This is a genomic window from Curtobacterium citri (assembly GCF_030362955.1).
Lineage (GTDB): Bacteria > Actinomycetota > Actinomycetes > Actinomycetales > Microbacteriaceae > Curtobacterium > Curtobacterium citri.
The window spans coordinates 339,455-366,090 of sequence record NZ_JAUCML010000004.1; the positions used below are offsets into that span (position 1 = coordinate 339,455).

21 protein-coding genes, 1 rRNA gene and 1 pseudogene are annotated in these 26,636 nt (G+C 71.4%); 8 read left to right on the forward strand and 15 right to left on the reverse strand.

Annotated elements, in window-relative coordinates:
- Positions 1-76 precede the first annotated feature (76 nt).
- Positions 77-337, forward strand: a pseudogene (locus QUG92_RS08725) (very short patch repair endonuclease); the annotation flags it as partial.
- Positions 338-564: 227 nt separating this feature from the next.
- On the opposite strand, the gene QUG92_RS08730 reads toward QUG92_RS08725, so the two are convergent.
- Positions 565-1,497 (reverse strand): NADP-dependent oxidoreductase, encoded by a 933-nt coding sequence (locus QUG92_RS08730; RefSeq protein WP_289458753.1) that lies wholly within the window; start codon positions 1,495-1,497, stop codon positions 565-567.
- 1,031 nt (positions 1,498-2,528) lie between these two features.
- Between QUG92_RS08730 and QUG92_RS08735 the strand changes: the two genes are divergently transcribed.
- The gene (locus tag QUG92_RS08735) at positions 2,529-4,979 is read left to right on the forward strand and encodes an ATP-binding cassette domain-containing protein (RefSeq protein ID WP_289458754.1); all 2,451 of its coding nucleotides are present in this window, start codon (positions 2,529-2,531) and stop codon (positions 4,977-4,979) included.
- A 22-nt stretch (positions 4,980-5,001) separates the two neighbouring features.
- Here QUG92_RS08735 and QUG92_RS08740 read toward each other — a convergent pair whose 3' ends face one another.
- A complete protein-coding gene (locus tag QUG92_RS08740) occupies positions 5,002-5,556 on the reverse strand; it encodes a hypothetical protein (RefSeq protein WP_289458755.1) in 555 nt (184 codons plus the stop codon).
- Positions 5,557-5,672: 116 nt separating this feature from the next.
- On the opposite strand from QUG92_RS08740, the gene QUG92_RS08745 reads away from it, so the two are divergent.
- The 4 genes from QUG92_RS08745 to QUG92_RS08760 are packed head-to-tail and all read left to right on the forward strand — an operon-like array spanning position 5,673 to position 9,223.
- On the forward strand, positions 5,673-6,545 hold the full coding sequence (locus tag QUG92_RS08745; protein ID WP_289458756.1) for an ABC transporter ATP-binding protein: 873 nt from the start codon (positions 5,673-5,675) through the stop codon (positions 6,543-6,545).
- Positions 6,542-7,348: an ABC transporter permease gene (locus tag QUG92_RS08750; protein WP_069711259.1), complete on the forward strand. Its 807-nt coding sequence runs from the start codon at positions 6,542-6,544 to the stop codon at positions 7,346-7,348. Before QUG92_RS08745 ends, QUG92_RS08750 begins: the two co-directional genes overlap by 4 nt.
- A 52-nt stretch (positions 7,349-7,400) precedes the next feature.
- Positions 7,401-8,600, forward strand: a complete 1,200-nt coding sequence (locus QUG92_RS08755) for a sensor histidine kinase (protein WP_289458757.1) — start codon at positions 7,401-7,403, stop codon at positions 8,598-8,600.
- A complete protein-coding gene (locus QUG92_RS08760) occupies positions 8,597-9,223 on the forward strand; it encodes a response regulator transcription factor (protein WP_289458758.1) in 627 nt (208 codons plus the stop codon). Before QUG92_RS08755 ends, QUG92_RS08760 begins: the two co-directional genes overlap by 4 nt.
- Before the next feature lie 18 nt (positions 9,224-9,241).
- On the opposite strand, the gene QUG92_RS08765 is transcribed toward QUG92_RS08760, so the two are convergent.
- From QUG92_RS08765 to QUG92_RS08775, 3 genes are all read right to left on the reverse strand, one after another.
- Complete coding sequence (locus tag QUG92_RS08765) at positions 9,242-9,634, reverse strand: hypothetical protein (protein WP_289458759.1); 393 nt, start codon at positions 9,632-9,634, stop codon at positions 9,242-9,244.
- A 79-nt stretch (positions 9,635-9,713) separates the two neighbouring features.
- Complete coding sequence (locus tag QUG92_RS08770; RefSeq protein WP_289458760.1) at positions 9,714-10,019, reverse strand: hypothetical protein; 306 nt, start codon at positions 10,017-10,019, stop codon at positions 9,714-9,716.
- Entirely contained in the window at positions 10,016-10,159 is a 144-nt protein-coding gene (locus QUG92_RS08775; RefSeq protein WP_289458761.1) for a hypothetical protein, read from the reverse strand. Before QUG92_RS08775 ends, QUG92_RS08770 begins: the two co-directional genes overlap by 4 nt.
- Positions 10,160-10,271: 112 nt before the next feature.
- Here QUG92_RS08775 and QUG92_RS08780 point away from each other — a divergent pair, with 112 nt between their 5' ends.
- Complete coding sequence (locus tag QUG92_RS08780; RefSeq protein ID WP_289458762.1) at positions 10,272-10,556, forward strand: hypothetical protein; 285 nt, start codon at positions 10,272-10,274, stop codon at positions 10,554-10,556.
- 115 nt (positions 10,557-10,671) lie between these two features.
- On the opposite strand, the gene QUG92_RS08785 is transcribed toward QUG92_RS08780, so the two are convergent.
- The 6 genes from QUG92_RS08785 to QUG92_RS08810 are packed head-to-tail and all read right to left on the reverse strand — an operon-like array spanning position 10,672 to position 18,346.
- On the reverse strand, positions 10,672-12,822 hold the full coding sequence (locus QUG92_RS08785; protein WP_289458763.1) for a glycoside hydrolase family 36 protein: 2,151 nt from the start codon (positions 12,820-12,822) through the stop codon (positions 10,672-10,674).
- Positions 12,819-13,712 carry an ABC transporter ATP-binding protein gene (locus QUG92_RS08790; RefSeq protein ID WP_289458764.1) on the reverse strand — a complete coding sequence of 298 codons (894 nt, stop codon included), beginning with the start codon at positions 13,710-13,712 and terminating at the stop codon, positions 12,819-12,821. The genes QUG92_RS08785 and QUG92_RS08790 overlap by 4 nt, the downstream gene beginning before the upstream one ends.
- Positions 13,709-14,566, reverse strand: coding sequence for an ABC transporter ATP-binding protein (locus tag QUG92_RS08795; RefSeq protein WP_069711270.1), 858 nt, complete (start codon positions 14,564-14,566; stop codon positions 13,709-13,711). Before QUG92_RS08795 ends, QUG92_RS08790 begins: the two co-directional genes overlap by 4 nt.
- Positions 14,563-15,627, reverse strand: coding sequence for an ABC transporter permease (locus tag QUG92_RS08800; protein ID WP_289458765.1), 1,065 nt, complete (start codon positions 15,625-15,627; stop codon positions 14,563-14,565). Before QUG92_RS08800 ends, QUG92_RS08795 begins: the two co-directional genes overlap by 4 nt.
- Positions 15,628-15,639: 12 nt before the next feature.
- On the reverse strand, positions 15,640-16,629 hold the full coding sequence (locus QUG92_RS08805; protein WP_069711271.1) for an ABC transporter permease: 990 nt from the start codon (positions 16,627-16,629) through the stop codon (positions 15,640-15,642).
- 28 nt (positions 16,630-16,657) lie between these two features.
- Positions 16,658-18,346 (reverse strand): ABC transporter substrate-binding protein, encoded by a 1,689-nt coding sequence (locus QUG92_RS08810; protein WP_069711272.1) that lies wholly within the window; start codon positions 18,344-18,346, stop codon positions 16,658-16,660.
- A 102-nt stretch (positions 18,347-18,448) separates the two neighbouring features.
- On the opposite strand from QUG92_RS08810, the gene QUG92_RS08815 reads away from it, so the two are divergent.
- On the forward strand, positions 18,449-20,983 hold the full coding sequence (locus QUG92_RS08815) for a glycoside hydrolase family 2 protein (protein WP_289458766.1): 2,535 nt from the start codon (positions 18,449-18,451) through the stop codon (positions 20,981-20,983).
- A gap of 52 nt (positions 20,984-21,035) precedes the next feature.
- Here the strand turns inward: QUG92_RS08815 and QUG92_RS08820 are convergent, their stop codons facing one another.
- From QUG92_RS08820 to rrf, 4 genes are all read right to left on the reverse strand, one after another.
- On the reverse strand, positions 21,036-23,189 hold the full coding sequence (locus tag QUG92_RS08820) for an alpha-galactosidase (protein ID WP_289458767.1): 2,154 nt from the start codon (positions 23,187-23,189) through the stop codon (positions 21,036-21,038).
- Positions 23,186-25,201, reverse strand: coding sequence for a beta-galactosidase (locus QUG92_RS08825; RefSeq protein WP_289458768.1), 2,016 nt, complete (start codon positions 25,199-25,201; stop codon positions 23,186-23,188). Before QUG92_RS08825 ends, QUG92_RS08820 begins: the two co-directional genes overlap by 4 nt.
- A gap of 82 nt (positions 25,202-25,283) precedes the next feature.
- Positions 25,284-26,447 (reverse strand): ROK family transcriptional regulator, encoded by a 1,164-nt coding sequence (locus tag QUG92_RS08830; protein ID WP_182047972.1) that lies wholly within the window; start codon positions 26,445-26,447, stop codon positions 25,284-25,286.
- A 115-nt stretch (positions 26,448-26,562) separates the two neighbouring features.
- Positions 26,563-26,636, reverse strand: a 5S ribosomal RNA gene (rrf, locus tag QUG92_RS08835); the annotation flags it as partial.

The window sequence follows — 26,636 nt, forward strand, 5'->3', positions numbered from 1 at the left end:
GCGTGCCGCGGCCTGACCCGTCTGTGACGCTCGACGCATGGATCAGTGGGAAGCCGACGACGCACGCCGCCGCCACATGGCCCGCTTCGGCCGCCGTGACACGGCACCCGAGCTCGCGCTGCGCCGAGAGCTCCATCGCCGCGGCCGTCGGTTCTTCGTCGACCGGCAGGTGAGCCGCCGGTGTCGCGTCCGCCCCGACCTCGTGTTCCCGCGGGCGCGGATCGCGGTCTTCGTCGACGGCTGCTTCTGGCACCTCTGCGAGGAGCACGTGCAGCTCCCGAAGGCGAACGCCGAGTTGTGGCGGCGGAAGCTCCTCGCGAACCGGCAGCGCGACGCCCGGAACCAGGCGATCCTGACGTCGGAGGGCTGGCGCGTCATCCGCTCGTGGGAGCACGACGATCCCACGGCCGTCGCAGATCGAGTCGAGGACGAGCTCGAGCGCTGGACAGCCATCGTCCGACGGAGGCGGGACCCCGTCGGACCGGCACCGCAACGGACGGGAGGCGCGGTGCCAGCTGGCACCGCGCCTCCCGTCCGAGCAGTGGTCGCCGAAGCGACCCGCACTCACCAGGTGAGCACGAACCGCCCCCGCGTCCCGCCTGCCTCGAGCCGCTCGTGCGCCTCCGACGCGCGCTCCGCGGGCAGCACCTCGGCGACCCGCGGCACGAGGACCCCGTCCTCCACCGCCTGCCGCAGCTCCTCGAGCAGGTCGAACGACGTGTACTCCGAGAACACCATGATCCGCTCGAACCGGATGCCGCGAGCGCCGTTGCCCTCCCAGCCCCGGACGTCCGCGAAGAACCCGCCGTCGCGCACCGCCTCGACGACCTCGTCCCGCTGCACCGCGGCGTCGGCGAGCGCGTCGACCCCGTCCGGCACGATGCCGCGCACGGCGGCCGCGAAGCCGTCCCCACGTCGGACCAGGTGGTCGGGCCCGAGCGAGCGGACGAGGTCCTCGTCCTTCGGCGCGGCGTCGGCGATGACCGTGATGCCCCGCTGCTTCGACAGCTGCACGACGTAGTTGCCGAGCAGGCCCGCGGCTCCGGTCACGGCGAGCGTGTCCCCGGTGCTGAGGCCCGACCGCGCGAGGATCTGCAGCGCGGTGAGACCGTTCATCGGGACGGTCGCGGCCTCCTCGATCGACAGCCCGGCGGGGATCCGAGTGAACGACCCGACCGGCGCGACGAGGTGCTCGACGTACGCGCCGCCGTGCTCGGACAGCGGGAGCGCCATGGCCATGACCTGGTCGCCGACCTGCCAGCCCTCGACACCGTCGCCGACCTCGTCGATGACCCCGGCGGCGTCCATCCCGGGCACGTACGGCGGCGAGGCCTCCGACGAGTCCCGCTGGCCCGCTCGCACCCCGGTGTCGGTGGGGTTCACGGCGAACGCCTGCACCCTGATGCGGACGGTGCCGGAGCCAGCGTGCGGCTCCGGGACCTCGTGGACGGCGAGGGCCTCGGGCCCTCCGAACGTTTCGACTCCGACGACCTTCATGTCTTCCGGTCTACGCGCCGTCGGCACTGAAGTCTCAGCGGACGTTGCAGGAGCAAACACACGCGGGTACGGCCGATCAACTTACGGTGTTGACCGCACATGGAGAGCCGCTTACTGAGGAACCTCCACGATGATCGGCGGGAGGGTAATCACCGCGTGCGCCGAAGCACCAATCGTCGAACGGCGTCGATCGCGAGCGTGACGAGCCCGAGTGGAATGACGATCAAGCTTGTACCCCCAAGCGCCGTACCCAACGGCTCGACACCTCCAAGTCCCAGTGCCAGCCCGACTGTGAATAGAAGTAAACCGACTACAAGAATGCTCACACTAATAGATCGGACTGTCAGTCGCGCGCGCGCTTTAGACCTCTGCACGGCCCTGATTTGACCGGTCTGTGACGTTGACGGAAAAGATCGATCTTCGATTATAGGCACATCAATTAGATTTCTCTCCACTGACACGTTGAATTGCTGCCTAGTGTAGAAGTCAGCGCTCGCGAGGAAATCCACGTGAAGCAATCGTGGTTCCATCAACAGCTCGCCGGCATTCCAAACCGGAGTGCCTCGAAGCGTCGTTTCAACCGGCCCTGGCGCAACTGGCGGATCAAAACGGAACACGATTGGAAGCCCCGAGTCATAAAGTGAAGATGGGATATCTGCACGCGCTCTTGACCAGATCAGCACGCGCCACGTGCCGGCGGCCTGATCCAACGGCACCACGGCATACCTAAGTTCGCGCTTTGGATGCGTCAACCGATGGAAAATTATCTGGATCACAATCGCAGCTGCGACACCCACGAGGCTAGATGCAAGCTCCACAACAGAATCCTCACATGACCGAGCCCAGATGGGGCCTGCGAGTCCCCTGACGCTACGCATCGATAGCGCCTGCGACGAGGACGGCTTCCGGTCGCACTGAGATGGCTGCGACGACGCACCTCAGTCGTGCAGACCTCCAAAACCGCGACCCTGCGGCGCGGCACGTCTTCGTGACCCGAACGCTGCCCATCCGTCCCGCCTACGCTCGAACGAATGCCCGCCCCGCACCGCCCCACGGACCACACCATCCCGGCCGACGGCTTCATCCGTGTCCGCGGCGCCCGCGAGCACAATCTGCGCGACGTCGACGTCGACATCCCCCGTGACCGCATCGTCGCCTTCACCGGCGTCTCCGGCTCTGGCAAGTCGAGCCTCGCCTTCGGCACCGTCTTCGCCGAGGCCCAGCGCCGCTTCCTCGAGTCCGTCGCCCCGTACGCCCGCCGGCTCATCGCGCAGGGCAGCACGCCCCACGTCGACGAGATCACGGGCCTGCCCCCGGCGGTCGCCCTGCAGCAGCGCCGCGGTGCCTTGAGCACCCGCTCGACCGTCGGCACCCTGACGACGCTGAGCAACTCCGTCCGCATGCTCTACTCGCGCGCCGGCACCTACCCCGCGGATGCCGAGCAGCTGTACTCCGACTCGTTCTCCCCGAACACCGCGGTCGGTGCGTGCCCGCGCTGCCACGGCCTCGGCACGGCGCACGAGGTGACGGAGGCCTCCGCGGTGCACGACCCGTCGCTGTCGATCCGCGACGGCGCGATCACCGCGTGGCCCGGCGCCTGGCAGGGCAAGAACCTCCGCGACGTGACGGCGGTGCTCGGGTACGACATCGAGCGGCCGTGGCGGGAGCTGCCGCAGGCGGACCGTGACTGGCTGCTCTTCACCGAGGAACAGCCCGTCGTCGAGGTCCACCCGAAGCGCGACCGCGTGGCGAAGCCGTACAGGGGTCGCTTCTGGAGCGCCCGGCAGTACACGCTGCACACCCTCGCCGACTCGCAGAGCGAGGCCCAGCGGAACAAGGCGATGCGCTTCGTCGAGTCCGGGCCGTGCCAGCTCTGCCACGGCTCCGGTCTGACCCGCGCGGCCCTCGCGGTGACCTTCGGCGGGTTGGACATCGCGGCGTTCAACGCGCTGCCGCTGTCCGAGGTCGCCGAGGTCCTTCGCCCCACCGCCGAGCTGGCGGAACCGTCGGCGGCGCAGAGCCGGGTGACCTCCGGCGAACGGTCCGAGGTGGCGAAGTCGATCGCCGCTGACCTGCTGAGCCGCGTCGAGGTCCTCACCGGCCTCGGGCTCGGGTACCTCGGGCTCGACCGGGCCACCCCGACGCTCTCCCCCGGTGAGATGCAACGCCTCCGCATCGCGACGCAGCTCCGCTCGGGACTGTTCGGGGTCGTCTACGTGCTCGACGAGCCGTCCGCGGGCTTGCACCCGGCCGACGCAGAACCGCTCGTGCAGGTCCTCGAGGACCTCCGCGCGAGCGGCAACAGCGTGTTCGTCGTCGAGCACGACATGGACATCGTCCGTCGGGCCGACTGGATCGTGGACGTCGGCCCCGGTGCCGGGACCGGCGGCGGTCGCGTGCTCTACAGCGGGCCACCCGAGGGGCTCGCCGACGTGTCGGAGAGCGTGACCCGCCGCTACCTGGCGCCCCGGGCACCACGCGACCCACGCGACCCGCGCGATCCCGTCGGCACCCTCGAGATCCGCGACGCCACCCTGCACAACCTGCGTGGACCAACCGGAAGCGGCGCGGACGCTGGCGGCCTCGACGTCGACCTGCCCCTCGGTGTCATGACCGCCGTCACCGGGGTGTCCGGCTCCGGCAAGTCCTCGCTCGTCGGCGGGGTCCTCCCCGCGATCGCGACCGCGCACCCCGTCATCAGCCGGGTCGTCGAGGTCGACCAGAAGCCGATCGGCCGGACGCCCCGGTCGAACCTCGCGACCTACACGGGCATGTTCGACGCCGTCCGTCAGGCCTTCGCCGCGACGAACGACGCCCGCGCACGTGGGTGGACCGCCGGCCGGTTCTCGTTCAACGTCGAGGGCGGCCGGTGCGAAGTCTGCCAGGGCGAGGGCTCCGTCTCGGTCGAACTCCTCTTCCTGCCCGGCAGCTGGGCACCGTGCCCGGAGTGCCACGGCGCCCGCTACAACGCCGAGACCCTCGAGGTCCGCCGGGGCGGCTCGACGATCGCGGACGTCCTCGGCATGACGGTCGACGAGGCCGCCGAGGCCCTCGCGGACCTCCCCGCCGCCGCCCGCGCCCTCGACGCCCTGCGGAGCGTCGGCCTCGGCTACCTCCGCCTCGGGCAACCCGCACCGGAGCTCTCCGGCGGCGAGGCCCAGCGGATCAAGCTCGCCACCGAACTCCAGCGGGCGCGCTCCGGCCACACGCTCTACCTGCTCGACGAGCCGACCACGGGGCTGCACCCCGCCGACGTCGAACTCCTCACGGCACAGCTCGCCCGGCTCACCGACGCGGGCAACACCGTCGTCGTGGTCGAGCACACGATGTCCGTCGTCGCGCAGGCCGACCACGTGATCGACATGGGTCCGGCGGGCGGCGACCAGGGCGGCCGCGTGATCGCGACCGGCACACCGGCTGCGGTGGCCGCCGCACCGGACAGCAGGACGGCTCCCTTCCTGCGGGCAGCGCTCGGTTCCTGACCGGCTACGCGGGGATCAGTGATCAGTAGCCGATCAGCAGCACAGCCTTGAACGGCAGTCGGAGCCGCTGCGAAGCGTAGATGGCAGACAACTGCTCTCGAGTTTTGGCGTAGGCGTCCGTGGAGGAAGTCCTGCCGCTGCTCTGGTACCGGTAGGAGATGGGCATCATGAGCACGAAGTAGTCTGCGTCCAACAGCAGCGACGTCCTGATGATGTCGCGGTACGCAGCGTTGCTCATCGCCCCTCGTCCGGCTTCCACCTCTACAGCGATGCCGAGGCCGTCATGGAAGGCATCGATCTCGTAGGTCACTTCAGCTCGACCGTTCTCACCGAAGAGGACCGGCCGCTCGATTCGCTGGTGACGGGACTTCCCTGCTTCAACGAGGTAGCCGAGGCCTTCCATCGACGGTCGGAGCACTTCGAGCACTCCGTCGCTGGTCGGTTGATCGGTCCCAGCCGGAACCGGAACGGTGGTGTCAAGAACAGCTCGTTGATCGGCCACCGCAGCACACAGCATCTCGGCCCAGCTCTCAGGACGAGCATTGCGCGGGAAGTAGCTCCAGAGGGGGTATGCCACCGAAGGATTATGCACACAGCTGCGAGGGAAACCTGTTCGTCCATCCTCCGATCGGGGGATGCGGCTCCGCCCGGCCCCCCGATCCACCGCCCGCATGGCGCGAGCAGGCTGGGACCATGCCGAACAGCCCCGCCATCCAGGTCGAGCGCCTCACGAAGCAGTACCCGAACGGCAAGCGCGCCGTGTCCGACGTCTCGTTCACCATCGAGCGCGGCGAGACCTTCGCCCTGCTCGGCCCGAACGGCGCCGGCAAGTCCACCACGGTCGAGATCCTCGAGGGCTACCGCTCCCGCACAGCCGGCGAGGTCCGCGTCCTCGGCCACGACCCGGCCCGCACGAGCCGCAGCCACAACGCCCGGGTCGGCATCGTCCTGCAGACCAGCGGCGAGTCCCCGAACGTCACCGTCGCCGAGCAACTCGCCCACTTCCGGCACCTGTACCCGCGGAGCCGCCCGGTCGAGGAGCTCCTCGCCGTCACCGGGCTCGAGGCCCAGCGCAACACCCGCATCAGCCGGCTCTCCGGTGGGCAGCGGCGCCGGGTGGACGTGGCGCTCGGCATCATCGGCCGCCCCGAGGTGCTGTTCCTCGACGAGCCGACCACCGGCTTCGACCCGGAGGCCCGCCGGCAGTTCTGGCAGCTCATCGACGACGTCAAGCGCGAGGGCACGACGATCCTGCTCACGACGCACTACCTCGACGAGGCCGCACACCTGGCGGACCGGGCGGCGGTGATCGCCGACGGCAGCCTCATCGACATCGCGCCCATCGACGAGATCGGTGGAGCCGAGGCCCGGACGCCGGTCGTCCGGTGGCGCGACGACGCGGGCGTCGAGCACGAACGGCGGACCACCGACCCGACCGCCCTGGTCCGCAGCACGGCGACGGCGATGCACGACCTCGAGGTGATCCGCCCCGCGCTCGAGGACGTCTACCTCGCGATGATCGCCGAGCACAGCGCGCACCACACGACCACGGAGGACGCAGCATGAACGCCGCCGCACTCGGGCTGCACCGCATCGGCTACGAGGTCCGCTCCTACTTCCGCGCCCCCGACGCCGTGTTCTTCACCTTCCTCTTCCCGGTCATCATGCTGGCGCTGTTCTCGGTCGCCTTCAGCGGTTCGCCCGACATCCAGGCGGGCCCCGGCGTGAGCGTCGACTACGCCACCTACTACCTGCCCGGCCTCGTCGCCACGGCCCTCCTGCTCTCCGGCACCCAGTCGCTCGGCGTCGACATCGCCGGCGAGCGGAGCGACGGCACGCTGAAGCGCCTCGGCGGCACCCCGCTGCCGGTCCTGTCGTACTTCGTCGGCAAGATCGGCATGGTGCTGGTCACCGTCACCGCCCAGGTCGTGCTCCTGCTCCTGATCGCCGCCCTCGTCTTCGGCGTCGACCTGCCGACCGACGGCGGCGCGTGGGCCCGGTTCGCCGGCATCGTGCTCCTCGGCGTCGCCACGAGCTGCGTCCTCGGCATCGCGATCTCGGCGCTCCCCCGCGAGGGCCGCCGTGCCACCGCGACCATCGTGCCGATCGTCCTGGTCCTGCAGTTCATCTCCGGTGTCTACCTCCCCTTCACACAGCTCCCCGACTGGTTGCAGACCGTCGCCGGCGTCTTCCCCCTCCGCTGGATGGCGTCGGGCATGCGGTCGGTGTTCCTGCCCGAGGGCTTCGCGTCCGCCGAGCCGGGAGGCGCGTGGCACCTCGGTCTCGGCACCCTCGTCCTGGCAGCATGGCTGGTCCTCGGTGTGGTCGCCTGCCTCCTGACGTTCCGGTGGAACCGTCGGGATGCCTGACAGGCCTGTGTAGAACCGCCGGACGGGCGCGGATGGATGGGAGGCTGGCCGCATGGACCGCATCACGACCCAGCGCAACGTGGGACTCCACGTCGCCTTCGGCGTGACGGTTGCGCTCATCGCGGTGATCGCGGCCTTCGGCTGGTCACCGTGGTCGACCCGGTGGCCCGCGTTCGTGATGCTCGGCGTCCTCGCCGTCGCGTACGTCGCCTACGGCCGGCGCGGGTACGACGACCCCCGGTCCGCGGCCGCGTTCGTGCCGCTCCTCGTCGTCGCGGCCCTCGTCCTGCCGGCCGTCGTGCCGAGCACCGCCTTCGTGCAGTGCATCCTCTTCCCGGTCGCCTGGTGCCAGATCGACCGCGCTCGGACGTCGATCGCCGTCTCGGTCGTCATCGGCATCGCGTCGGGCATCGGGCTGCAGATCGCCTCCGGGCTCGACGAGCTGCTCTCGACGCTCCTCATCGAGAGCATCAGCGTCGTCGGAGCCTGCGCGCTCGGCCTCTGGATCACCCGCATCGCCCGGCTCTCGGACGAGCGACGGCTGCTCCTCGAACAGCTCCAGTCCGCGCAGGCGTCCCTGGCCGAGGCACACCGCACTGCCGGCGTGACGAGCGAACGGGAGCGTCTGGCGCGCGAGATCCACGACACCGTCGCGCAGGACCTCGCGGGCATCGTCATGCTCACCGAGCGGGCGCGCGGCGACCTCGACGCGGAGCGGGTCGACCGACTGCGCGACCGACTCGCCGTGCTCGAGGAGTCCGCCCGCACAGCGCTCGAGGACTCCCGCACCCTCGTCGCCGCCGGCGCCGCCGGGGTGTCGAGTGACGGCCTCGGCGCAGCGCTCCACCGCCTCGGCGAACGGTGCACCCGCGAGACCGGGATCACCGTCACCGTCGATGCCCCCGACGTCCCGCTCGACCGCGACACGCAGGTGGTCCTGCTCCGCGTCGGCCAGGAGGCCCTGGCGAACGTCCGCAGGCACGCCCGGGCCACCTCGGCGCAGGTCGCACTGCTCGTCGACGGCCCGCAGGTCACACTGCGGATCGCCGACGACGGCGCCGGCTTCGACGCGTCCGTCCCGTCCGCCGGGCACGGCCTGCGCGGGCTGCGCGACCGCCTCGCCCTGGCCAGCGGGACCTGCGTGGTGACCTCGTCGTCCGGAGTCGGCACCGTCGTCGAGGCGACCGTCCCCACCGGGGCCGGGCCGCGCCTCCCGTCCGCACCCGCACCGCTGTCCACGGTGACCCGGTGATCCGCGTCGTCGTGGCGGACGACCACCCGATCGTCCGCGCCGGGATCGTCGCGCTCCTGCAGGACGCCGACGACGTGTCGGTGGTCGGGCAGGCGAGCGACGGCGAGACCGCGGTCGCGATCGCCCTCGCCGAACGTCCCGACGTCGTCCTGATGGACCTGCGCATGCCCGGCATCGACGGGGACGAGGCAACCGCGCGGATCCTCACCCGCGAACCCGGCATCCGGGTCCTCATCCTCACCACGTACGAGTCCGACGACCAGATCCTGGCCGCGATCGAGGCGGGGGCCGCCGGCTACCTGCTCAAGGCGGCACCGGAGTCGGAGATCCTCGCCGGCCTCCGCGCCACCGCCCGGGGCGAGACCGCACTCGCGCCGTCCGCGGCCGCGGCCCTCGTTCGCCGGGCCACGACGAAGGCTCCCGCCGGACCGACGCTGTCCCCGCGCGAGCTCGAGGTGCTGCAGCTCGTCGCGCAGGGCGGGTCGAACCCGGCGATCGGCCGCGCGCTGTTCCTCAGCGAGACGACGGTGAAGACGCACCTCGGGCACGTGTTCGAGAAGCTCGGGGTGAACGACCGCACCCGGGCGGTCACCCGCGCGATGGAGCTCGGGCTGCTTCGCTGACACCCGTCCTCGCCGCTGTCACCGCGGGTCCGATGCCGGGTGTTCCCGGGGGCGACGGGACGTTCGGCGGCCGGAACTCCGTCGGGGCGCACACCGTTCACGCTCTCCGCGGTACCAGCGAGGGCGAAGCCGCCGCGGAACGCCGGACAGCAGGATCCACAGGCCGAGCGCACCGGCCATGGCGGCGCAGACCGCGAAGACGAAGGAGAACCCGAAGACCGGCGTTCGGATGAAGCTCGCCGCGAGCCCCATCGACAGCACTGCCAGACCCAGCCAGAACCACCCGAAGACGACGTTCTGGTGGATTCGACCGATCCACGAACGCCAGACGCCGGCGTACGCCGATGCTCCGGCGCCGCCGAAGACGATCCCGATGGCGAACAGCATGACGAGGAATCCGACGGGTGTCACTCGAGATCCTCGTCCACCCGCTCCGGCGAGCTCCCCGTGGTCATCGACCGTCGCGGGTCACGGCACCGATGACCTGTGGTCACGCGCCGCTCCGGTGCCGGTACCAGCGCGGGGTCAGCCACGCCGGCACACCGAAGATGAACAGTCCGACCGCGACGAGGATCAGCACGAAGGCCGCGACCATCGCGAGAGCGGTGACCACGAATGCGTGCGTCGACAGGAGCGCCCCGAAGGCGCCCAAGCAGATGCCGCCGAACCCGAGGAAGGCGGTCGGGAAGACACGGTCGGCACTCCACGAGCGCGTCCAGCTCCGCCAGAGGCCGGTGTACGCCATCAACCCCACCAGCGCGAACGCGCACGACACCGCGATCATCGCCCAGATCATCCGAAGATCCCCCTCCACACGTCGTGCACACCCTTCGCGAAGTCCGACCCCTGGTACATGTCGTTCAGCTTGTCGCCGAGCACCTCGCCGCCTGTCCCGCCGAGCCGACCCCCGATGGCGCCTCCGACGATACCGCCCACGACCGTCCCGACCCCTGGGAACAGCGCGGTCCCGATGACACCTCCGGTCCATGCACCGGCAGCCGCTGCGCCGACCGGTACGGTCGAGTGCGACGGAAGCGGAGGGGACGACGTGATCTGGATCATCGGCGCGGCGCTGATGCTCATCGGCTTGCTCGGCTACAGCGGCCTCTGGCGCTCCTGGGCGCAGGGCGGCCTGTCGTACTGGGTCTTCGGCCTCTTCTGGTTCGGCCTCGGCATCGTCCTGGTGAGCATCGTCCTCGCCCTGCCCGCCCGCCCGAGCTGGCTCTTCTGGATCCCGGCGGTGATCGCGCTCCTGGGCGCCGGGTCGACCTGGTACCTCCCGCCGGCGCTCACTCCACGCTGGTTCCGCGCACTCCGCAGCAGCTGGCGCTGAGCGGCGCGACCCGCGCGGCGAGACGGGACGGACAGCGGACGGGAGGCACGGCACCTGCCTGCACCGCGCCTCCCGTCCGTCGACGCGCACCGTCTGCCATCCGGCGCGCGTCCCCTCAGCGCCCCGTGTCCGCCCCCTCGATCCGGACACGGAACACCCGAGCCGTCGGGGTCGCACCGCCGTTGTCGACGTGCAGCACCCCCGCGACCCCGTCCCACGACACCGTCCACGGCGCCACCGCCGTCGGGAACAGCGGCTCGACGACGACACGACCCGGTGCCGGACCCGGATCGAGCGGCAGCGCCACCGTCCGCGAGGTTCCCGGCAACGACCACACCGACAGGTACAGGTCGCCCGACGCCGTCCGGAGGCCGAGCGCGACCCACGGGTCCTCCCACCCGGGCAGCCCGAGCGGCCACACCGGCAGCACGGTGTCGACGACCTCGAGCACCTGACGGTGCGCGGCGATCGCGGATCCGACGACCGCCCGCTGCTCCGCCGACATCCGTGGCAGGTGCCCCGACAGGTACATCCGCCCGAGCACCCCGTTGACGAGCGACAGCGTGAACAGCTCGTCGGACATCTCCGGCGCCGGGTACGCCCAGTTCCCCGCCTGCTCGGGCAGCATCGCGGCGGGGGCCGCGGCGGCGATCGAGGCGGACAGCACGGGGTCCTGCTGGTCCGAGGTCGACTGCACGTGCAGCCGGGACAGCATCGCCTGGTCGGCGCGCATCGCCCCGGACGCGCAGTTCTCGATGAGCAGCGCCGGGTAGCGATGCTGGACGTCGTCGAGCCAGTCGAGCAACGCACGACCGCCGTCCACCGCACCGGCCCACGGCCCGGTCATGGTGTTGTCGTCCATCTTGAAGAACGTGACACCGAAGGTCCCGACGAGCCGGTCGACCACGGCGTCCAGGTGTGCGCGGGCGTCCGGCGACCGCAGGTCGAGCACGTGCCGTCCGTGCTCGGCGACCCGCACGCCGTGGTGCTGCACGAACGCGGAGTCGGGCAGCGAGGCAGCGAGTGGCGAGTGGATGCCGATGACCTCGGGTTCGAGCCAGAGCCCCGCCTGCATGCCGCGGCTCCGGATGTGGTCGACGACCTCGCCGAGCCCGCCCGGGAACCGCGAGGCCGCGGGCTCCCACGCCCCCACGGTGTCCCACCAGTGCCCCTCGGCGTACCAGCCGGCGTCGATGCAGAACAGGTCGGCGCCGGCGTCGGCGGCCGCGTCGATCAGCGGCAGCAGCTTCTCGGTGGTCGGGTCGCCCATGAGCGTGTTCATGTAGTCGTTGAACACGAGCGGCATCGCGGCGTCGGCGGCCCGCAGCTTGCGGGAGGCCCGGCGCTGCGCGGTGAGCACCCCGAACGCCTGGTCGATCGAGCCCGCGATGCCCACGGAGACCGGCACCGAGGTGAACGGCGCCGACGGCGTGACCACCGCGGTCCACTGGTGCTCCTGGTCGGTCGGTCCGCTGAGCAGCAGGTACGCGGCGCTCCGGGTCTCCCCGAGCTCGTACAGCCACGGGCCGTTGTGCTCGACCTCCCAGACGAGCGCGTACCCGGGTCCGGTGAGCACCCCGATGGGCAGCGCTTCGCCGGTGGACCACGATCCGCGGTTCTGCACGACGGCGCGGCTGCGGGGCGGGTGGTGCTGCGCCTCGCGGTCGATGCGCGCGAGGCCGATGGCCCGCAAGGGGTCGGTGCGCCACCGGCTCTCGGCCGCCCAGTCGTTCGCCGCGTGCGTCAGCGACAGGTCGTCGACGTCGACGCCCGAATCGGTCAGCCAGGCGCCGCTCGCGAACGAGGACACGGAGTCGACGACGTGCTCGCCCCGCTCGGCCCGGACCTCGGTCCAGGTGCGGAACGCCGGCACGCCGTCGTGCGCCCGGAACACGGAGACGGTCTGGAGGCCCGTGGCCGCGTCCGCCTGCACGATCCGGATCCCGGGTCCGGTCACCACCACGGCCGCGCTCGCGTCCGTCCCGTCGGGCACACCCGACCCGTCGGTCGCGTCCGTCGCGCCCGTCGCCTCGTGCGCCACGTACCGCAGCCGCGCACCGACGGTGGAGTCGACGTGCCGGAAGCCGCCCGGGAACCGACCGTGCCCGACCGTCGTCAGTTCGACGAGCGGCTGCGGTTCGGCGGTCCCGTCCGAGGGCGTCCCGCCTGCCGACACGAACGACACGAGCGACACCGGCTGCTCGGGGCCGATCCGGAACCGGGCGGTGAAGCCGGTCGTGACCCAGTCGACGAACGGCGCCGTCACCGGGCACCGACGGGCGCCGCCGGGGCGTCCACCCACGCGCCGAGCCCGTGGTCGTAGCAGGTGGTGTTGTCGATCGTCGACCGGTCGACCACGGGCCCCGCGGTCACGCGCCGGTCGACACGCTCGGGGTCCGGCGCCGCGTCGGCGAGCAGCCGCGTGTAGTCGTGGTGCGGGTCGAGGATGACGGCGTCCGACGGCCCCCGCTCGACCACGCGGCCGCGGTAGAGCACGAGGATCTCGTCCGAGAAGTGCCGCGCGGTCGCCAGGTCGTGCGTGATGTAGAGCACGGCGAGGTGGTCCTCGCGCTGCAGCCGTCCCATCAGGTTGAGCACGCTGAGCCGGATCGACACGTCGAGCATCGACACCGGTTCGTCGGCGACGAGCACCTGTGCGCCCGGTGCCAGCGCTCGGGCGATCGCGACCCGCTGCCGCTGGCCACCGGAGAGCTCGTGCGGGCGACGCTCGGCGAAGTCCTCGTCGAGGTTGACCCGGTCGAGCAGTTCGCGGACGCGCTCCCGGGTCTCCTCGGCACCGCGGGTCCGGTGGTGCAGCTGCAGCGGCCGGGCGATGTGGTGCTCGATGGAGTGGAACGGGTTGAGCGACGCGAACGGGTCCTGGAACACCATCTGCACGTGCCGCCGGTACATGCTCCCGACGACGGGCGTGCCGTCCTCGAGCCGGACGTCGATCGACCCGCTCGTGACGGACTCCAGCTTCGCGAGCATCCGCGCGATCGTGGACTTGCCGGAGCCGGACTCCCCCACGAGCGCGACGGTCCGGCCGGGCAGCAGCTCGAAGGACACGTCGTCGACGGCGCGCAGCGTGTTCCTGCGCAGGCCCTTGCGGACGTGGAAGTCCTTGGTCAGGTGGTTGACGGTCACGCTGGTCACGATGCGACCTCCTCGAAGCCGAGGCCCGTGCGGATGAAGTCACCGCGGGCGCCGGACAGGCTCGGGAACGACCGCAGCAGGCGCTGCGTGTAGGGGTGCTGCGGCTCGTGCTGGATGCGCGCGGCGGTGTCGCACTCGACGACCTCGCCGCGGAGCATGATCGCGATCCGGTCGCTGATCTCGAGCAGCAGCGGCAGGTCGTGCGTGATGAACACGACCGCGAAGCCGAGCTCGTCCCGCAGTCGGACGATCTCCCGCAGGATCTCGCGCTGGACGACGACGTCGAGCGCGGTGGTCGGCTCGTCCATGATCATCACCTGCGGCTCGAGCAGCATCGCCATCGCGATCATGACCCGCTGCCGCATGCCGCCGGACAGCTCGTGCGGGTAGGCGGTGATGCGTGCCGGGTCGACGCCGACCCGTCGGAGTGCGTCCTCGGCGATCGCTCGTCGCTCCCGCTTCGGCATGCCCTTCCGGTGCTCGACGAGGGCGTCGTCGAGCTGCGCCCGGATCGTGGTGACCGGGTTGAGCGCGTTCATCGCGCCCTGGAACACCATGGACAGCTTCGACCAGCGGACCGCGCGGAGCCGCTCGTCGCTCAGTCCGAGCAGGTCGACGTCGCTGCCGTCGCGGTCGTGGAACGTGATGCTGCCGGACGCCACCTTCGCCGGCGGCTTGTGCAGCCGGGTGATGGCGTAGGCGAGCGTCGTCTTGCCGCAGCCGGACTCCCCCGCCAGCCCGAGGATCTCCCCCGGTGCCAGCGAGAGCGAGACGTCCTTGACGGCGTGCACGGGCCGTTCGGTCTCGTAGACGACGTCGAGGTGGTCGATGGTGAGGACGGCGTCCCGGGTCATCGGGTGACCCCCTTCCGGTCGGTGGCGGTCCGCGCGGAGCGGGCCGCGCCTCCAGGGCCGGACGTGCGGCGAGCCGCGCGCCGTGCCTGCCGCTCGCGCCGTCGCTGCGCCCGCACGTTGGCGAGTCGCGGGTTGATGACCTCGTCGATGGAGAAGTTGACGAGGGACAGGCCCATGCCGAGCAGCGCGATGAGCAGCCCCGGCGGCACGAACCACCACCAGGCGCCCTGCGCGAGCGCGAACCCGTTCTGCGCGTAGAACAGCATCGTGCCGAGCGTCGACGAGTTCGATGCGCCGAGGCCCAGGAAGGACAGACCGGCCTCGCCGAGGATCGCCGCGATCACGGCGAACACGAACTGCGACGCGAGCACCGGCAGCAGGTTCGGCAGGATCTCGACCGCGATGACCCGCCACGGTCGTTCGCCGGCGACGCGGGCGGCGGACACGTAGTCGCGGTTGCGGATCGACATCGTCTGCGCCCGCAGGACCCGCGCGGAGCCGGCCCACGACGTGAACGCCAGGACGATCGCGATGGTCCAGAGCCCGCGTGCCTCCTGCGGCACGAGGCCCGAGATGACGATGACGAGCGGCAGCCCCGGGATGACGAGGAAGACGTTCGAGAACAACGAGAACGCCTCGTCCATGATCCCGCCGAGGTACGCGCCGAGGATGCCGAAGAAGGCCGACAGCACCGTCGCGAGCACCCCGACGATGAGCCCGATCTGCAGGCTGCCACGGGTCGCGTACGCCAGCTGGGCGAGGACGTCCTGACCGGTCTGCGTGGTGCCGAGCAGGTTCTCCCCGCTCGGCGCCTGCATCCCGGAGTCGCGGATCGCGTTCGGGTCGCCGACCAGGAACGGGCCGAGCAGTCCGAACGCGGTGACGCCGAGGATGAGCACGATGCCGGTGACGAGCCACGGGGTCATCGTGGGCAGGAAGCGGCGGAGGCCGCCGCGGGGCTTCGCCGAGCGTGCCGTCGCGATGCTGCGCGTCGAGTGGCCGTCGGCCTCCTCGGCGAGCGCACCGACGGTGGGCTCGGTCTCCTCTTGGATGTTGGTCACGGTCGTGTCCTCCTAGCTCCGGGCCCGGGTGCGCGGGTCGATGAGCCCGTACAGCAGGTCGACGACGAGGTTGGCGCCGAGCACGGCGAGGGTGATGAACAGGAAGATGCCCTGCATGAGCGCGTAGTCGTTGTTCGTGACCGCGGACAGGAGCTTCGACCCGATGCCCGGGTACGAGAACACCTGCTCGGTCACGACCGATCCCGACACGATGAAGCCGAGCGAGATCGCGAACCCGGCGACCGACGGCAGCACGGCGTTGCGGGCGGCGTAGTTGCGGAGGACCTTGCCGGGCGGCAGGCCCTTCGCGAGCGCCGTGGTGATGTAGTCCTCGGACAGCGTCGACACCATCATGTTCCGCATGCCGAGCAGCCAGCCGCCGAGCGAGGCGAGCACGATCGTCGCCGCCGGCAGCACGCCGTACTCGAGTGCCGACATCAGGAACGGGCCGTTGAATCCGGGGTCGAGGACGACGTCGTAGCCGCCCTGGGCCGGGAACAGGTGGAGTCCGGTGGCGAAGAAGTACACCAGGATGAGCGCGAGCCAGAAGTACGGCACGGCGGCGAGCAGCGTGGTGGCCGGCACGAACGAGTCGAGCCAGGTGCCGGGCTTCCACCCGACGAAGGCACCGAGGGCCACGCCGATCACCGCGGCCAGGATCGTGGCGATCCCGACGAGGGCGATGGTCCACGGCAGCGAGCTCCCGATGACCTCGGTGACGGGTGCCGGGAAGTAGCTCACCGACACCCCGAGGTCACCGCGGAACACGTTGCCGAGGTACTGCCCGTACTGCACGATGAGCGGCTGCGAGGAGTCGCCACCGAGGAGCAGCTGGTACGCCTCCCTGGTCTCCGGGGTGATCTGCCCGCCGCGCTGCTGCAGCTTGGCGAGCAGGATGTCCACGGGGTTCCCGGGCAGGAGCCGGGGGATGATGAAGTTCAGCGTCAGGGCCGCCCACAGGGCGACGACGTAGAAGCCGATCTTGCGCAGGAAGTACTGCATACGAGTGCTCCTCGGTCGCGGTCCGCCGTCAGCCCTTGACGGGCTTCAGGGCCTTGAACACCTCGGCGTTGTCCGGGCTGGCCCAGATCGCCGGGAAGGCGTACAGGTCGTCCTGGGTCGGCCAGCCGGTGAACTTCGCCGTGTGCACCTCGCTCGTCGTGCCGCCGGTGAGGATCGGGATGTACGGCATGTCCTCGACGAGGTGCTGCTGGATCGTGTCGAGTTCGGGCTGGGTCGCCGCGGTGTCCTCGGGGTTGATCGCCTTGAGCTTCGCGAGCGCGGCGTCGACGTCCGGGTTGCTGTAGCGGGACAGGTTCGTCGCGGCACCCTCGCCGACCTTCGCGGTGTTCGAGGTCGCGAGGTTGTTGTTGTAGAGGTAGTACGGGTTCGCGGTCGGGCCCTGGCCGAGCGAGTCGATCGCGAGCTGGAACTGCCCCTTGGTCTTCTTGTCGGTCCACTCGTTCCACGACGACTGCTGCGCCTTGAGCTCGATGCCCGCGGCCTTGAGCTGCTGGGTCATCGTGTCGATGGCGGTGATGTAGTCGGTCCAGCCGGTGACGACCTCGACGGTCAGCGAGAGCTTCTGCCCGTCCTTGGCGTAGATGCCGTCCGAGCCCTTCTCCCACCCGGCGCCCTCGAGCGTCGAGGCGGCCGCATCGGTGTCGGGCGAGTCCGGCATCACCGCCGGCTCGATCTCCTTCGAGATCATGTCCTGCTGCGTGGTGGTGAGGGCGAAGGTCGGCGAGATGTCGCTCGCGGTGTTCGCGAACGCCAGCGAGTTGAGCTGCTTGCGGTTGATCGCGTCGGCGACGGCGTGCCGGACGGCGGGGTCGGTCTGCGGTCCGGAGCACCCGAGGTCGGTGTTCGCGCAGGTGATCAGGGCCATCTGGTTCTGCCCGATCGTGATGCCGTCGTAGCCCGGGTAGTTGCCCTTGATGTCGTCCATGTTCGGGACGGGGCCGGTCTGCCAGTCGATCGAACCCTGCTTGAGCGCGTCGGCGCCGGCGGTGTTGCCGGAGAGCGACAGGTAGCGGACCGTCTTGACCTCCGGGGCACCGCCCCAGTAGTCCTCGTTCGCGGTCAGGGTGAACGCCTGCGCCTTGAAGTTGCCGAGCGTGTACGGGCCGGTGCCGACCGGCTCGCGCATGACGTCGGTGGCGGGGTCGATGTCCTTCCACAGGTGCTCGGGCACGATCCAGGTCTTGCCGAGCAGGTTCGGGCCGAGCACGAACGACGGCTCGTCGAACGAGACGACGACCTTCGAGTCGCCCTCGGCCTTCGCGGTGCCGGTGTAGCCGATCGAGTTGAGCGACTTGTCCTGCTTGAGCATGTCGAGGGTGAACACGACGTCCTTCGCCGTGAAGGGCTTGCCGTCGCTCCACTTCGCACCCTCGCGGAGCTCGATGGTCAGCTGCGTGCCGTCGGCGTTCCACTCGTAGCTCTTGCCGAGGAGCGGCTTGGGGTCCTCGGTGTTCACGTTGGTGATGAAGAAGAGGCTCTCGTAGATGGTGCCGATGCCGCCGATGTTCGACGGGGACCACGGGTTGAAGTTGATCTGGTAGTCGCCGGACTGCCCGGTGTAGGCGACGAGGGTGCTCGCGGAGTCGGACGACGCCGCGGTCCCGCTCGAGCTGCAGCCGGTCAGGGCGAGCCCGGCGGTGGTGACGATGGCCGCGGCTGCGATGGCGAGCCGCCGTGAACGGTTGAGTACTGACATCGTTGTCCTCTCGGTCTGCTCCGTCGCAGTCCAGTTCGTTGACGGCGATTGTTACACGGCTAAACTAACCCGGTCAAGCATCTGCAGAACTGAGGAGGCGCGATGGAGCGCACGACACTGGACGGCCCCTGGACCCTCGAGGCGGTGACCGGTCCGGCGGAGTCCGAGCCGTTCCGGACCCCCACCGAGGCGGTGGTGCCGGGATGCGTGCACACCGACCTCCTCCGCGAGGGGCGGATCCCGGACCCGTTCGACGGCGACGGCGAGGCGGCGACCCAGTGGATCGGCGACACCGTGTGGCGCTACCGCCGCACTTTCACCTGGGACAGCACGGACACCGAGCACGTCGTCGGCACGGGTACCGCGGAACGGCACGACCTCGTGGCCGAGGGGCTCGACACCCTCGCGACGATCGAGCTGAACGGGCTGGTCGTCGGCACGACCGCGAACCAGCACCGCTCCTACCGGTTCCCGGTCGGCCACCTCCTCCGACCGGGCGACAACGAGCTCGTGGTCACGTTCGACGCACCGGTGCCGGCCGCCGTCCGGCTGTCCGAGCAGCACGGCGGCGAGCTCCCCCACGTCAACCACCACCCGTACAACGCGCTCCGCAAGAACGCGTCGAACTTCGGCTGGGACTGGGGCGTCGACGTCGCCACGAGCGGCATCTGGCGCTCGATCGGCATCGAGTCCTGGAGCGGTGTGCGGATCGCCGCGGTCCGCCCCCTCGTCGACGTCGACGGCGCCACCGGCGTGCTCACCGCGCACGTCGACGTCGAGCACGCTGGCACCACCGGCGGCTTCCGCCAGCACATCGGCTCGGCTCCGGTGACCGACAGCACCACCGGCACCGGCCTGGAGGTGCGCGTCACCGTCTCCGGACACGGCGCGTCCGTCTCCGGGTCGCGTCCGGTCTCCGGCGGTCGCGCCGCCGGGTCCGCTGCGGTCCGCCTCGAGCTCCCCGACGTCGCGGTCTGGTGGCCGCGGGGCCACGGCGAGCAGCCGCTCTACGACGTCCGCGTCGAGGTCGGTGACGACGTCTGGACCGGGCGCGTCGGCTTCCGGACGGTCACGCTCGACACCGCTGCCGACGCCGGCGGTGCGCCGTTCCTCCTCCGGGTCAACGACGAGCCGGTGATCGTGCGCGGCGCGAACTGGATCCCGGACCATGCGTACCTGACCGAGATGACGCCGGAGCGCTACACCGAGCGCATCGACGACGCGATCGAGGCGAACGTCAACCTGCTCCGCATCTGGGGCGGCGGGATCTACGAGTCCGACGACCTGTACGACCGCTGCGACGAACTCGGCGTGCTCGTGTGGCAGGACTTCCTCTTCGCCTGCGCCGCCTACGCCGAGGAACCCTGGCTCGCCGACGAGGTCGAGCCCGAGGTCCGCGAAGCGGTCACCCGCCTCAGCCCGCACCCGTCGCTCGTGGTCTGGAACGGCAACAACGAGAACCTCGTCGCGTACGCCGAGTGGGGCTGGCGGCCGTCGCTCGTCGGGCGGACCTGGGGCAACGGGTACTACCGGTCCCTGCTGCCCGCGGTCGTCGCCGAGCTCGACCCGACCCGCCCGTACACCCCGGGCAGCCCGTTCTCGTTCGACGAGTACCTGCACCCGAACGACGACCGCAACGGCACCGTGCACATCTGGGACGTCTGGAACACGAAGGACTACACCGCCTACGCCGACTGGCACCCCCGGTTCGTGGCCGAGTTCGGGTACCAGGGCCCGCCCGCCTGGTCGACGCTCACCGCCGTGGTGCACGACGAGCCCCTCGACCCGGACGGCCACGAGATGCTCGTGCACCAGAAGGCGCACGAGGGCAACCGGAAGCTCGCGGACGGCATGCGCGGGCACCTGCCCGAGCCGCGGAGCATCGAGGACTGGCACTGGGCGGCGCAGCTGAACCAGGCGCACGCGATCCGCTTCGGCATGGACTGGTTCCGGTCCCGCACGCCCGACAACACGGGCATGGTCGTCTGGCAGCTGAACGACGACTGGCCCGTGGTCTCGTGGGCGCTCGTCGACCACGCCGGGCACCGGAAGCCCGTCTGGTACGCCGTGCGGCAGGCCTACCGTCCGGTCCTCGCCACCGTGCAGCCGTCGGAGGACGGTGCCGGCACGGAGGTCGTCGTCGTGAACGCCGGCGCCGGTGCGGTCACGGACGACCTCGTCGTCGAGCGGCGGTCCTTCGACGGCACGGTGCTCGCGTCGACGAGCGCGTCCGTGACGGTTGCCCCGGCGGACGCGGTACGGGTGCCGCTGCCGGTCGAGGTCGCTCGGTCGGAGGACGCCGCCGGCGAGGTCCTCGTCGTCACCGGCACGTCCTCCGGTCGGCGGGTGCACGACCTCGCCGAGGTGGTGGACCAGCGACTCGCGCGCCGACCGTTCACGACCGAGGTGGAGCCGACCGACGACGGCGCCCGGGTCACGGTCACGGCGACCGGGTACGTCCGCGACCTGTCGCTCTTCCCGGACCGGCTCGTGTCGAGCGCCCGCGTGGACGAGGGTCTGGTGTCCCTGCTGCCGGGCGAGCACGTCGTGTTCACCGTGTCCCGCGTGCCGGGCGTCGACGCCGAGGCGCTCGTCGGCCCGCTGGTCCTCCGGCACGCCGGCGACCTGCTCGACTGACGTGGAACGACGAACGGGGCCCTGCATGTGCAGGGCCCCGTTGGTCGTTGCGTCAGACCGCCTGCGCCTCGAGCACCAGCGCGGTGCCGGGCGCGAGCGACGGCAGCCGGACCCCGAGGTCCTCGAGCACCGCTCCGGACAGCTCGACGCTCCCCCGCTCGAGCCACGGCGTCCGGGTGACGTCCACGCCCTTCGGCACGCGCAGCCCGGTCACCGGCGCCACCCGGTAGCGCCGGCGGCGGTCGAGCCCACGGAAACGCAGCGGCACCGCGAGCGCCCGCGGTCCGGTCTCCGTCCGGACGACCCGCGCGAGCGCGCGGTCCCGGTCGGCGCCGACGACGACGGTCGTCGCAAGCCCCGCGTCCCCGAGGTCCACGTGGTGCACCCGCCCGGAGTGCAGCAGCCCGCGTTCCCGCTTGTAGAGCGCCGTCCACTCCCGCAGCCGGTCGCGCTCGGCGGCCGTGCAGCGCGTGACGTCCGTCTCGATGCCGGCGCTGCCGAACAGCGACACCGCCATCCGGAAGTCCAGGTCGAGGTGTCGGCCCGTGGTGTGGGAGACCTCGGGGCCGACGTGCGAGCCGATCAGCTCCGGCGGCAGCAGCAGCTCCGTCCAGCGCTGGATCGCGAGCCGCTCCATCGCGTCGTTCGAGTCCGAGGCCCACACCCGGTCGGTCCGCTCGAGCACCCCGAGGTCGACCCGGGCGCCGCCGGAGGCACAGGCCTCGATCTCGAGCCACGGGTGTCGTCGGCGCAGCTCGTCCGTCACGGCGTACACCCCGCGCGTGTGGGCACCGAGGCCGACCCGTCCCGCGTGCACGGTCTGCACGACGTCGCGGTTCTGGTCCCACTTCACGAAGTCCACGTGGTGCTCCTCGATCACCGCGGACATCCGGTCGAGCACGTGCTCGCGGACATCGGCGCGCGCGAAGTCGAGCGTGTACTCGTGCCGCCAGGTCCGCGCCCGGTCGGGGTCCTGCAGGAACCAGTCCGGGTGCGCCTCGGCCAGGGCGGACACCGGGCTGACGCACTCCGGCTCGAACCAGAGCCCGAAGTCCATCCCGAGCGCGCGCACCCCGTCGACCAGCGGGCCGAGCCCGTCCGGCCAGACCTCGGCGTCCACCGTCCAGTCGCCGAGCGACGTCGTGTCGGACCGGCGGCCGGTGAACCAGCCGTCGTCGAGCACGAACCGCTCGACCCCGACGTCGGCCGCCGCTCGGGCCAGCTCGAGCAGCGGTTCCAGCTCCTGCCGGAAGTACACCGCCTCCCACGTGTTGAGGACGACCGGTCGCGGGCTGACCGGGTGCCCCGGGCGTGCACGCAACGAGTCGTGCAGTCGCGCCGACAGCCCGTCGAGTCCGCCGTCGCTCCACACGAAGACCGTCTCGGGTGCCGTGAACCCCTCCGCCGGTCGGAGCACCACCTCGCCCGCCCGCAGCAGTTCGCCCGCGCCGAGCAGGGTCCGCGCCTCCGCCAGCCGGTCGATGCGGTGCACGGTGTCCGCACTCCACGCCGGGTGCACCGCCCACAGCTCGCCGAGCGCGTCGTCGAAGCCGGTCGTGCCGAGGATCGTCAGGGTCGGGGCGTCGTGACCCGTCCGACCGCGGCGGCTCTCGCGCACGTGCACCCCGTCGGTCAGGGCCCGTCGCTGCGGGGTCCGCTCGCGCGTCCACTTCCCGGCCAGGTCGAGCACCTCGGCAGCACGCTCCCCCACCGGCAGCACGGCTTCGAGCGCGGTCAGCTCGACGTCCTCGACACCGGTGTTGGTGACCGTCTGCCGCACCCGGAGCACGCCGGCGGCATCGAGGGCGAGGACGATCGACAGCGTCAGCTCGTCCGACACCGCGTCGACCACGAGCTCGGTGTCGGTCCCGGCGACCGCGGCCTCGTGCCAGACGGGGACGAGCGGTCGCCCGCCGACCTGCCCGGCGATCCCCGGTCGCCCCTCCCACCCGTCGTGCTCGGTGGGCAGCAGCGTCAGCGGCCACGCGGCGTCGTAGGCGCTCGGCGAGACCGCACGGTCCTGCGCGAGCACGAGGTCCGCGGCGTCCGCGGCCGCGACCGGTCCGGTGTCCCGACCCCAGTGCAGCACCTCGGGCAGCCCGTCCGGACGACTCGCGAGCACCAGCGCGACGCCGCCCCCGCGCAGCACGTGCACGGTCCGCTCCGGCAGCCCGGCCTCGGTGACGGCGCGCTCCACGACGGTCATGCGGTCACCGCCTCGAGCAGCACGCGGACGCCACCGGCGGGCACGACGGTCTCCGGGCCCTGCCCGGAGCCGTCGAGCAGGTCGGTGCCGGAGGCTACGACCGTGACGTCGTCGTCGCGGTGGTTGAGGAGGAAGAGGACCCCGGAACCGTCGTCTCGGACGCGACGCACCGCCTCCAGGCCGGGAGGCGCGGTGACCGTCCGCGGGACCGCCCGCTCCTCGACGACCCGGTCCACGATCCGCTGCACGCCGTCCTGCTCGAGCATCGCGGAGACGTACCAGGCGCCGCCACCGGCGGCGCGGCGGGTCACCGCCGGACGACCGGCGAGCGGGCCGTCGACGTGCCGGAGCACGACGTCGGCGTCCTCGACCACCAGGTCCTCGGCCCAGTCGGTGACGAGCGTGCCGTCGTCGAGCCGCGCGTGCTGGTCGCGCTGGAGCGGGACGAACTCCTCCGCCCACACGCCCAGGACGTCGCGGAAGGCACCCGGGTAGCCGCCGGGCAGCACCCGCGCGGTCTCGTCCACGATGCCCGACGCGTAGGTGACGAGCAGGGTCGCGCCGCGGTCGACCACGGCGCTGATGCGCGCTGCCAAGGCCGCGTCGACGACGAACAGCGTCGGCAGGACGACCACGTCGTACCCGCTCAGGTCGGCGTCGAGCGGGACCACGTCCGTGGTGACCTGCCGACGCCAGAACGCGGTGTGCCACGCCCGGACCTCGTGCCCGTACCGGAGCCCCCGGTGTGGTTTGAGCCCGGCCTGCAACGCCCAGCCCGACGCCTCGTCCACGACGATCGCGACCCGGGCGGCTTCGACGGGTGCGCCCTGCACCGGGGCGAGCGCCTCGAGCGCACGGCCGAGGGCGCACACTTCACGCCAGACGCGGGTCCGGGTGCCGGCGTGCGGGACCATCGCGGAGTGGAACTGCTCGGCACCCGCGGTCGAGGCGCGCCACTGGAAGAACAGCGCGCCGTCCGACCCCCGGGCGACGTGCGCGAGGGAGTTCCGGATCAGCTCGCCGGGCTCCTTCGCCCGGTTGCGCTGCTGCCAGCTTGGCCCGCCGGTCGAGTGCTCCATGAGCAGCCACGGGGTCCGACCGCGGGCGATGCCGCGCATCCGGTCGGCGGACGCCGCAAGGTCCTCGGCGCGGTCCGGGTCGTCCACCAACGTGTAGTGGTCGTTCGCGGGGATGGCGACGTGCTCTGCCCACCCGGCGTAGTCGACCACGTGGGAGCCGGCGCCGACCATGAAGTTCGTGGTGACCGGCACGTCCGAGTGCCGCTCGATGGCGTCGCGCTCGGCCGTGTAGTGCGCCAGCAGGGCGTCCGAGGAGTACCGCTCGAAGTCGAGGGCCAGGCCCGGGTTCGGCGCGCCGCCGACACCGCGGGGCGGCGAGACCTCCTCGAACGACGTGTAGGTGTGGCCCCAGAAGGCCGTGCCCCAGGCCGCGTTCGCCGCGTCGACGTCCGGGTACCTCGCCCGGAGCCACCGCCGGAAGTCCGCTGCCGACACCTCGCAGAAGCAGCGGGCGTTGCCGCCCCCCAGCTCGTTGCTGACGTGCCACAGCCGCACGGCGGGGTGCCGGCCGTACCGATCGGCCAGCGCGTCGACGATGCGCAGGGCGTGCTCGCGGAACACCGGGGACGCGGGGCACCAACCGAGACGGCCCCCGGGACGTTCGCGCCGCTCGGTGGCGTCGACGGGCAGCACCTCGGGGTGCGCGGTCAGCAGCCAGTTCGGCGGGGCCGCCGTCGGGGTCGCGAGGTCGACCGCGATGCCGTTGGCGTGCAGCAGGTCGAGTACCTCGTCGAGCCAGGACCACGTGAACTCCCCCGGCGACCGCTCGAGCAGCGCCCACGAGAACACCCCGACCGTGACCAGGTTCACGCCGGCCTCCCGCATCAGGCGGACGTCCTCGTCCCACACCTCGCGCGGCCACTGCTCGGGACTGTAGTCACCTCCGAAGGACAGACCCTCGGTGGGCCAGGGCACGGAACGGGCAGCGGTCACGGCATCTCCTTCGACGGTGGACCGCACCAGCATCCCGTCCGCGCCGGGTCTTTGTCAACTTGTGAAACTAACGCGTGCTCCGTCAGGAGCGGAGGGACCGGCGGATGGCCAGCACGGCCGCTGCACGGGCCCACTCGGAGAACTCGAACGGCTGCACCACGACGGTGACGGCCGCCTCGTACGGGCGGAGCCCCTGCCGGAACGCCTCCTCGACCTCGGCCCGCGCGATGTCGTGGACCGGCAGCCCGTCACCCGTGAGCACGATCGACTCCGGGTCGACCAGGGTGACCACCGTCGAGAGCAGCACCCCGAGCGCCGTACCGGCGTCGCGGAAGGCCTGGAGGGCACGCGGCTCCCCGTCACGGGCACGCTCGACCACCGCCGCGTACTCGTCGTCCCCGGCTCCGGCGTTCCTGGCGATGATCGAGCTCGGCAGGTAGCTCGAGACACACCCGTGGTGTCCCACCCCGCAGTCGGGCCCGCCGCCGTACACCGGCAGGTGCCCGACGCGGCCGAAGCGACCGTGCGCCCCCTCGGACACCTCGCCGTTGGTGACGAGCCCGAAGCCCACGCCCGTGCCGACCGTGACGAGCGCCATGGACCGGACCCCTGCGCCCGCGCCGATCCAGTGCTCCTTCGCCGTCAGGGCGTCGACGTCGTTCGCCGTGTGGGTCACGAGACCGGTCCGCTCCTCCAACAGGGCCGCGAGCGGCACGTCCCGCCATCCGAGGAACTGCGAGACCTCGACGACGGCGACGTCGTCCCGGGTCACGACGTCACCCGGCACGGAGACACCGAGGGAGCACACCGCCGGCGACGCCCGACGGAGCACCTGCACCATCGCCGCCAGCTGGTCGACGAGCGCCCGCGGCTCGGTGTCCGGCACCGCTTCTTCATGGAGTGCCAGGACACGACCGTCGAGGTCGGTCACGGCCGCGTAGAGACGGTCGGGCGTGAGCTTGACGCCGAGGAACTCCCACCGGCCCGTACTGGCGCGCAGGAGCTCCGAAGGCCGCCCGGTGACACCGCGCACCCCCGTGCCGACCTCCGTCACGAACCCGTGCTCCTGAAGGGTTCGGACCGCTCGCGTCAGGCTCGCCCGCGACAGTCCGAGGGACCGCGCGATCTCCGCCCGGGAGAGCACACCGTGCACGACGATCTCCCGCAGTGCCGCGCGGGTGGCATCGGTCAACACCGGCCACGAGGCTCCCGGCTCCGGCGGCGTGACCTCGAGCAGATCGGTCATCGCTCTCCTTCGTCGTCGGCCGATCATACTGCCGCGGATGCGTACTACCGACACCACGAACGCAGAAAACCCCTGACCACGGATGGTCAGGGGTTCCCTGGTGTTGCAAATGTGAGTCCGGCGGCGTCCTACTCTCCCACAAGGTCCCCCTTGCAGTACCATCGGCGCTGAGAGGCTTAGCTTCCGGGT

Bases quoted from the DNA above. Each gene is read 5' to 3' on its own strand.
- QUG92_RS08730 (WP_289458753.1), bottom strand. From the start codon at position 1,497: ATGAAGGTCGTCGGAGTCGAAACGTTCGGAGGGCCCGAGGCCCTCGCC.
- QUG92_RS08750 (WP_069711259.1), top strand. From the start codon at position 6,542: ATGAACGCCGCCGCACTCGGGCTGCACCGCATCGGCTACGAGGTCCGC.
- QUG92_RS08815 (WP_289458766.1), top strand. From the start codon at position 18,449: ATGGAGCGCACGACACTGGACGGCCCCTGGACCCTCGAGGCGGTGACC.
- QUG92_RS08755 (WP_289458757.1), top strand. From the start codon at position 7,401: ATGGACCGCATCACGACCCAGCGCAACGTGGGACTCCACGTCGCCTTC.
- QUG92_RS08830 (WP_182047972.1), bottom strand. From the start codon at position 26,447: ATGACCGATCTGCTCGAGGTCACGCCGCCGGAGCCGGGAGCCTCGTGG.
- QUG92_RS08770 (WP_289458760.1), bottom strand. From the start codon at position 10,019: ATGATCTGGGCGATGATCGCGGTGTCGTGCGCGTTCGCGCTGGTGGGG.
- QUG92_RS08795 (WP_069711270.1), bottom strand. From the start codon at position 14,566: ATGACCCGGGACGCCGTCCTCACCATCGACCACCTCGACGTCGTCTAC.
- QUG92_RS08735 (WP_289458754.1), top strand. From the start codon at position 2,529: ATGCCCGCCCCGCACCGCCCCACGGACCACACCATCCCGGCCGACGGC.
- QUG92_RS08820 (WP_289458767.1), bottom strand. From the start codon at position 23,189: ATGACCGTCGTGGAGCGCGCCGTCACCGAGGCCGGGCTGCCGGAGCGG.
- QUG92_RS08745 (WP_289458756.1), top strand. From the start codon at position 5,673: ATGCCGAACAGCCCCGCCATCCAGGTCGAGCGCCTCACGAAGCAGTAC.
- QUG92_RS08805 (WP_069711271.1), bottom strand. From the start codon at position 16,629: ATGCAGTACTTCCTGCGCAAGATCGGCTTCTACGTCGTCGCCCTGTGG.
- QUG92_RS08810 (WP_069711272.1), bottom strand. From the start codon at position 18,346: ATGTCAGTACTCAACCGTTCACGGCGGCTCGCCATCGCAGCCGCGGCC.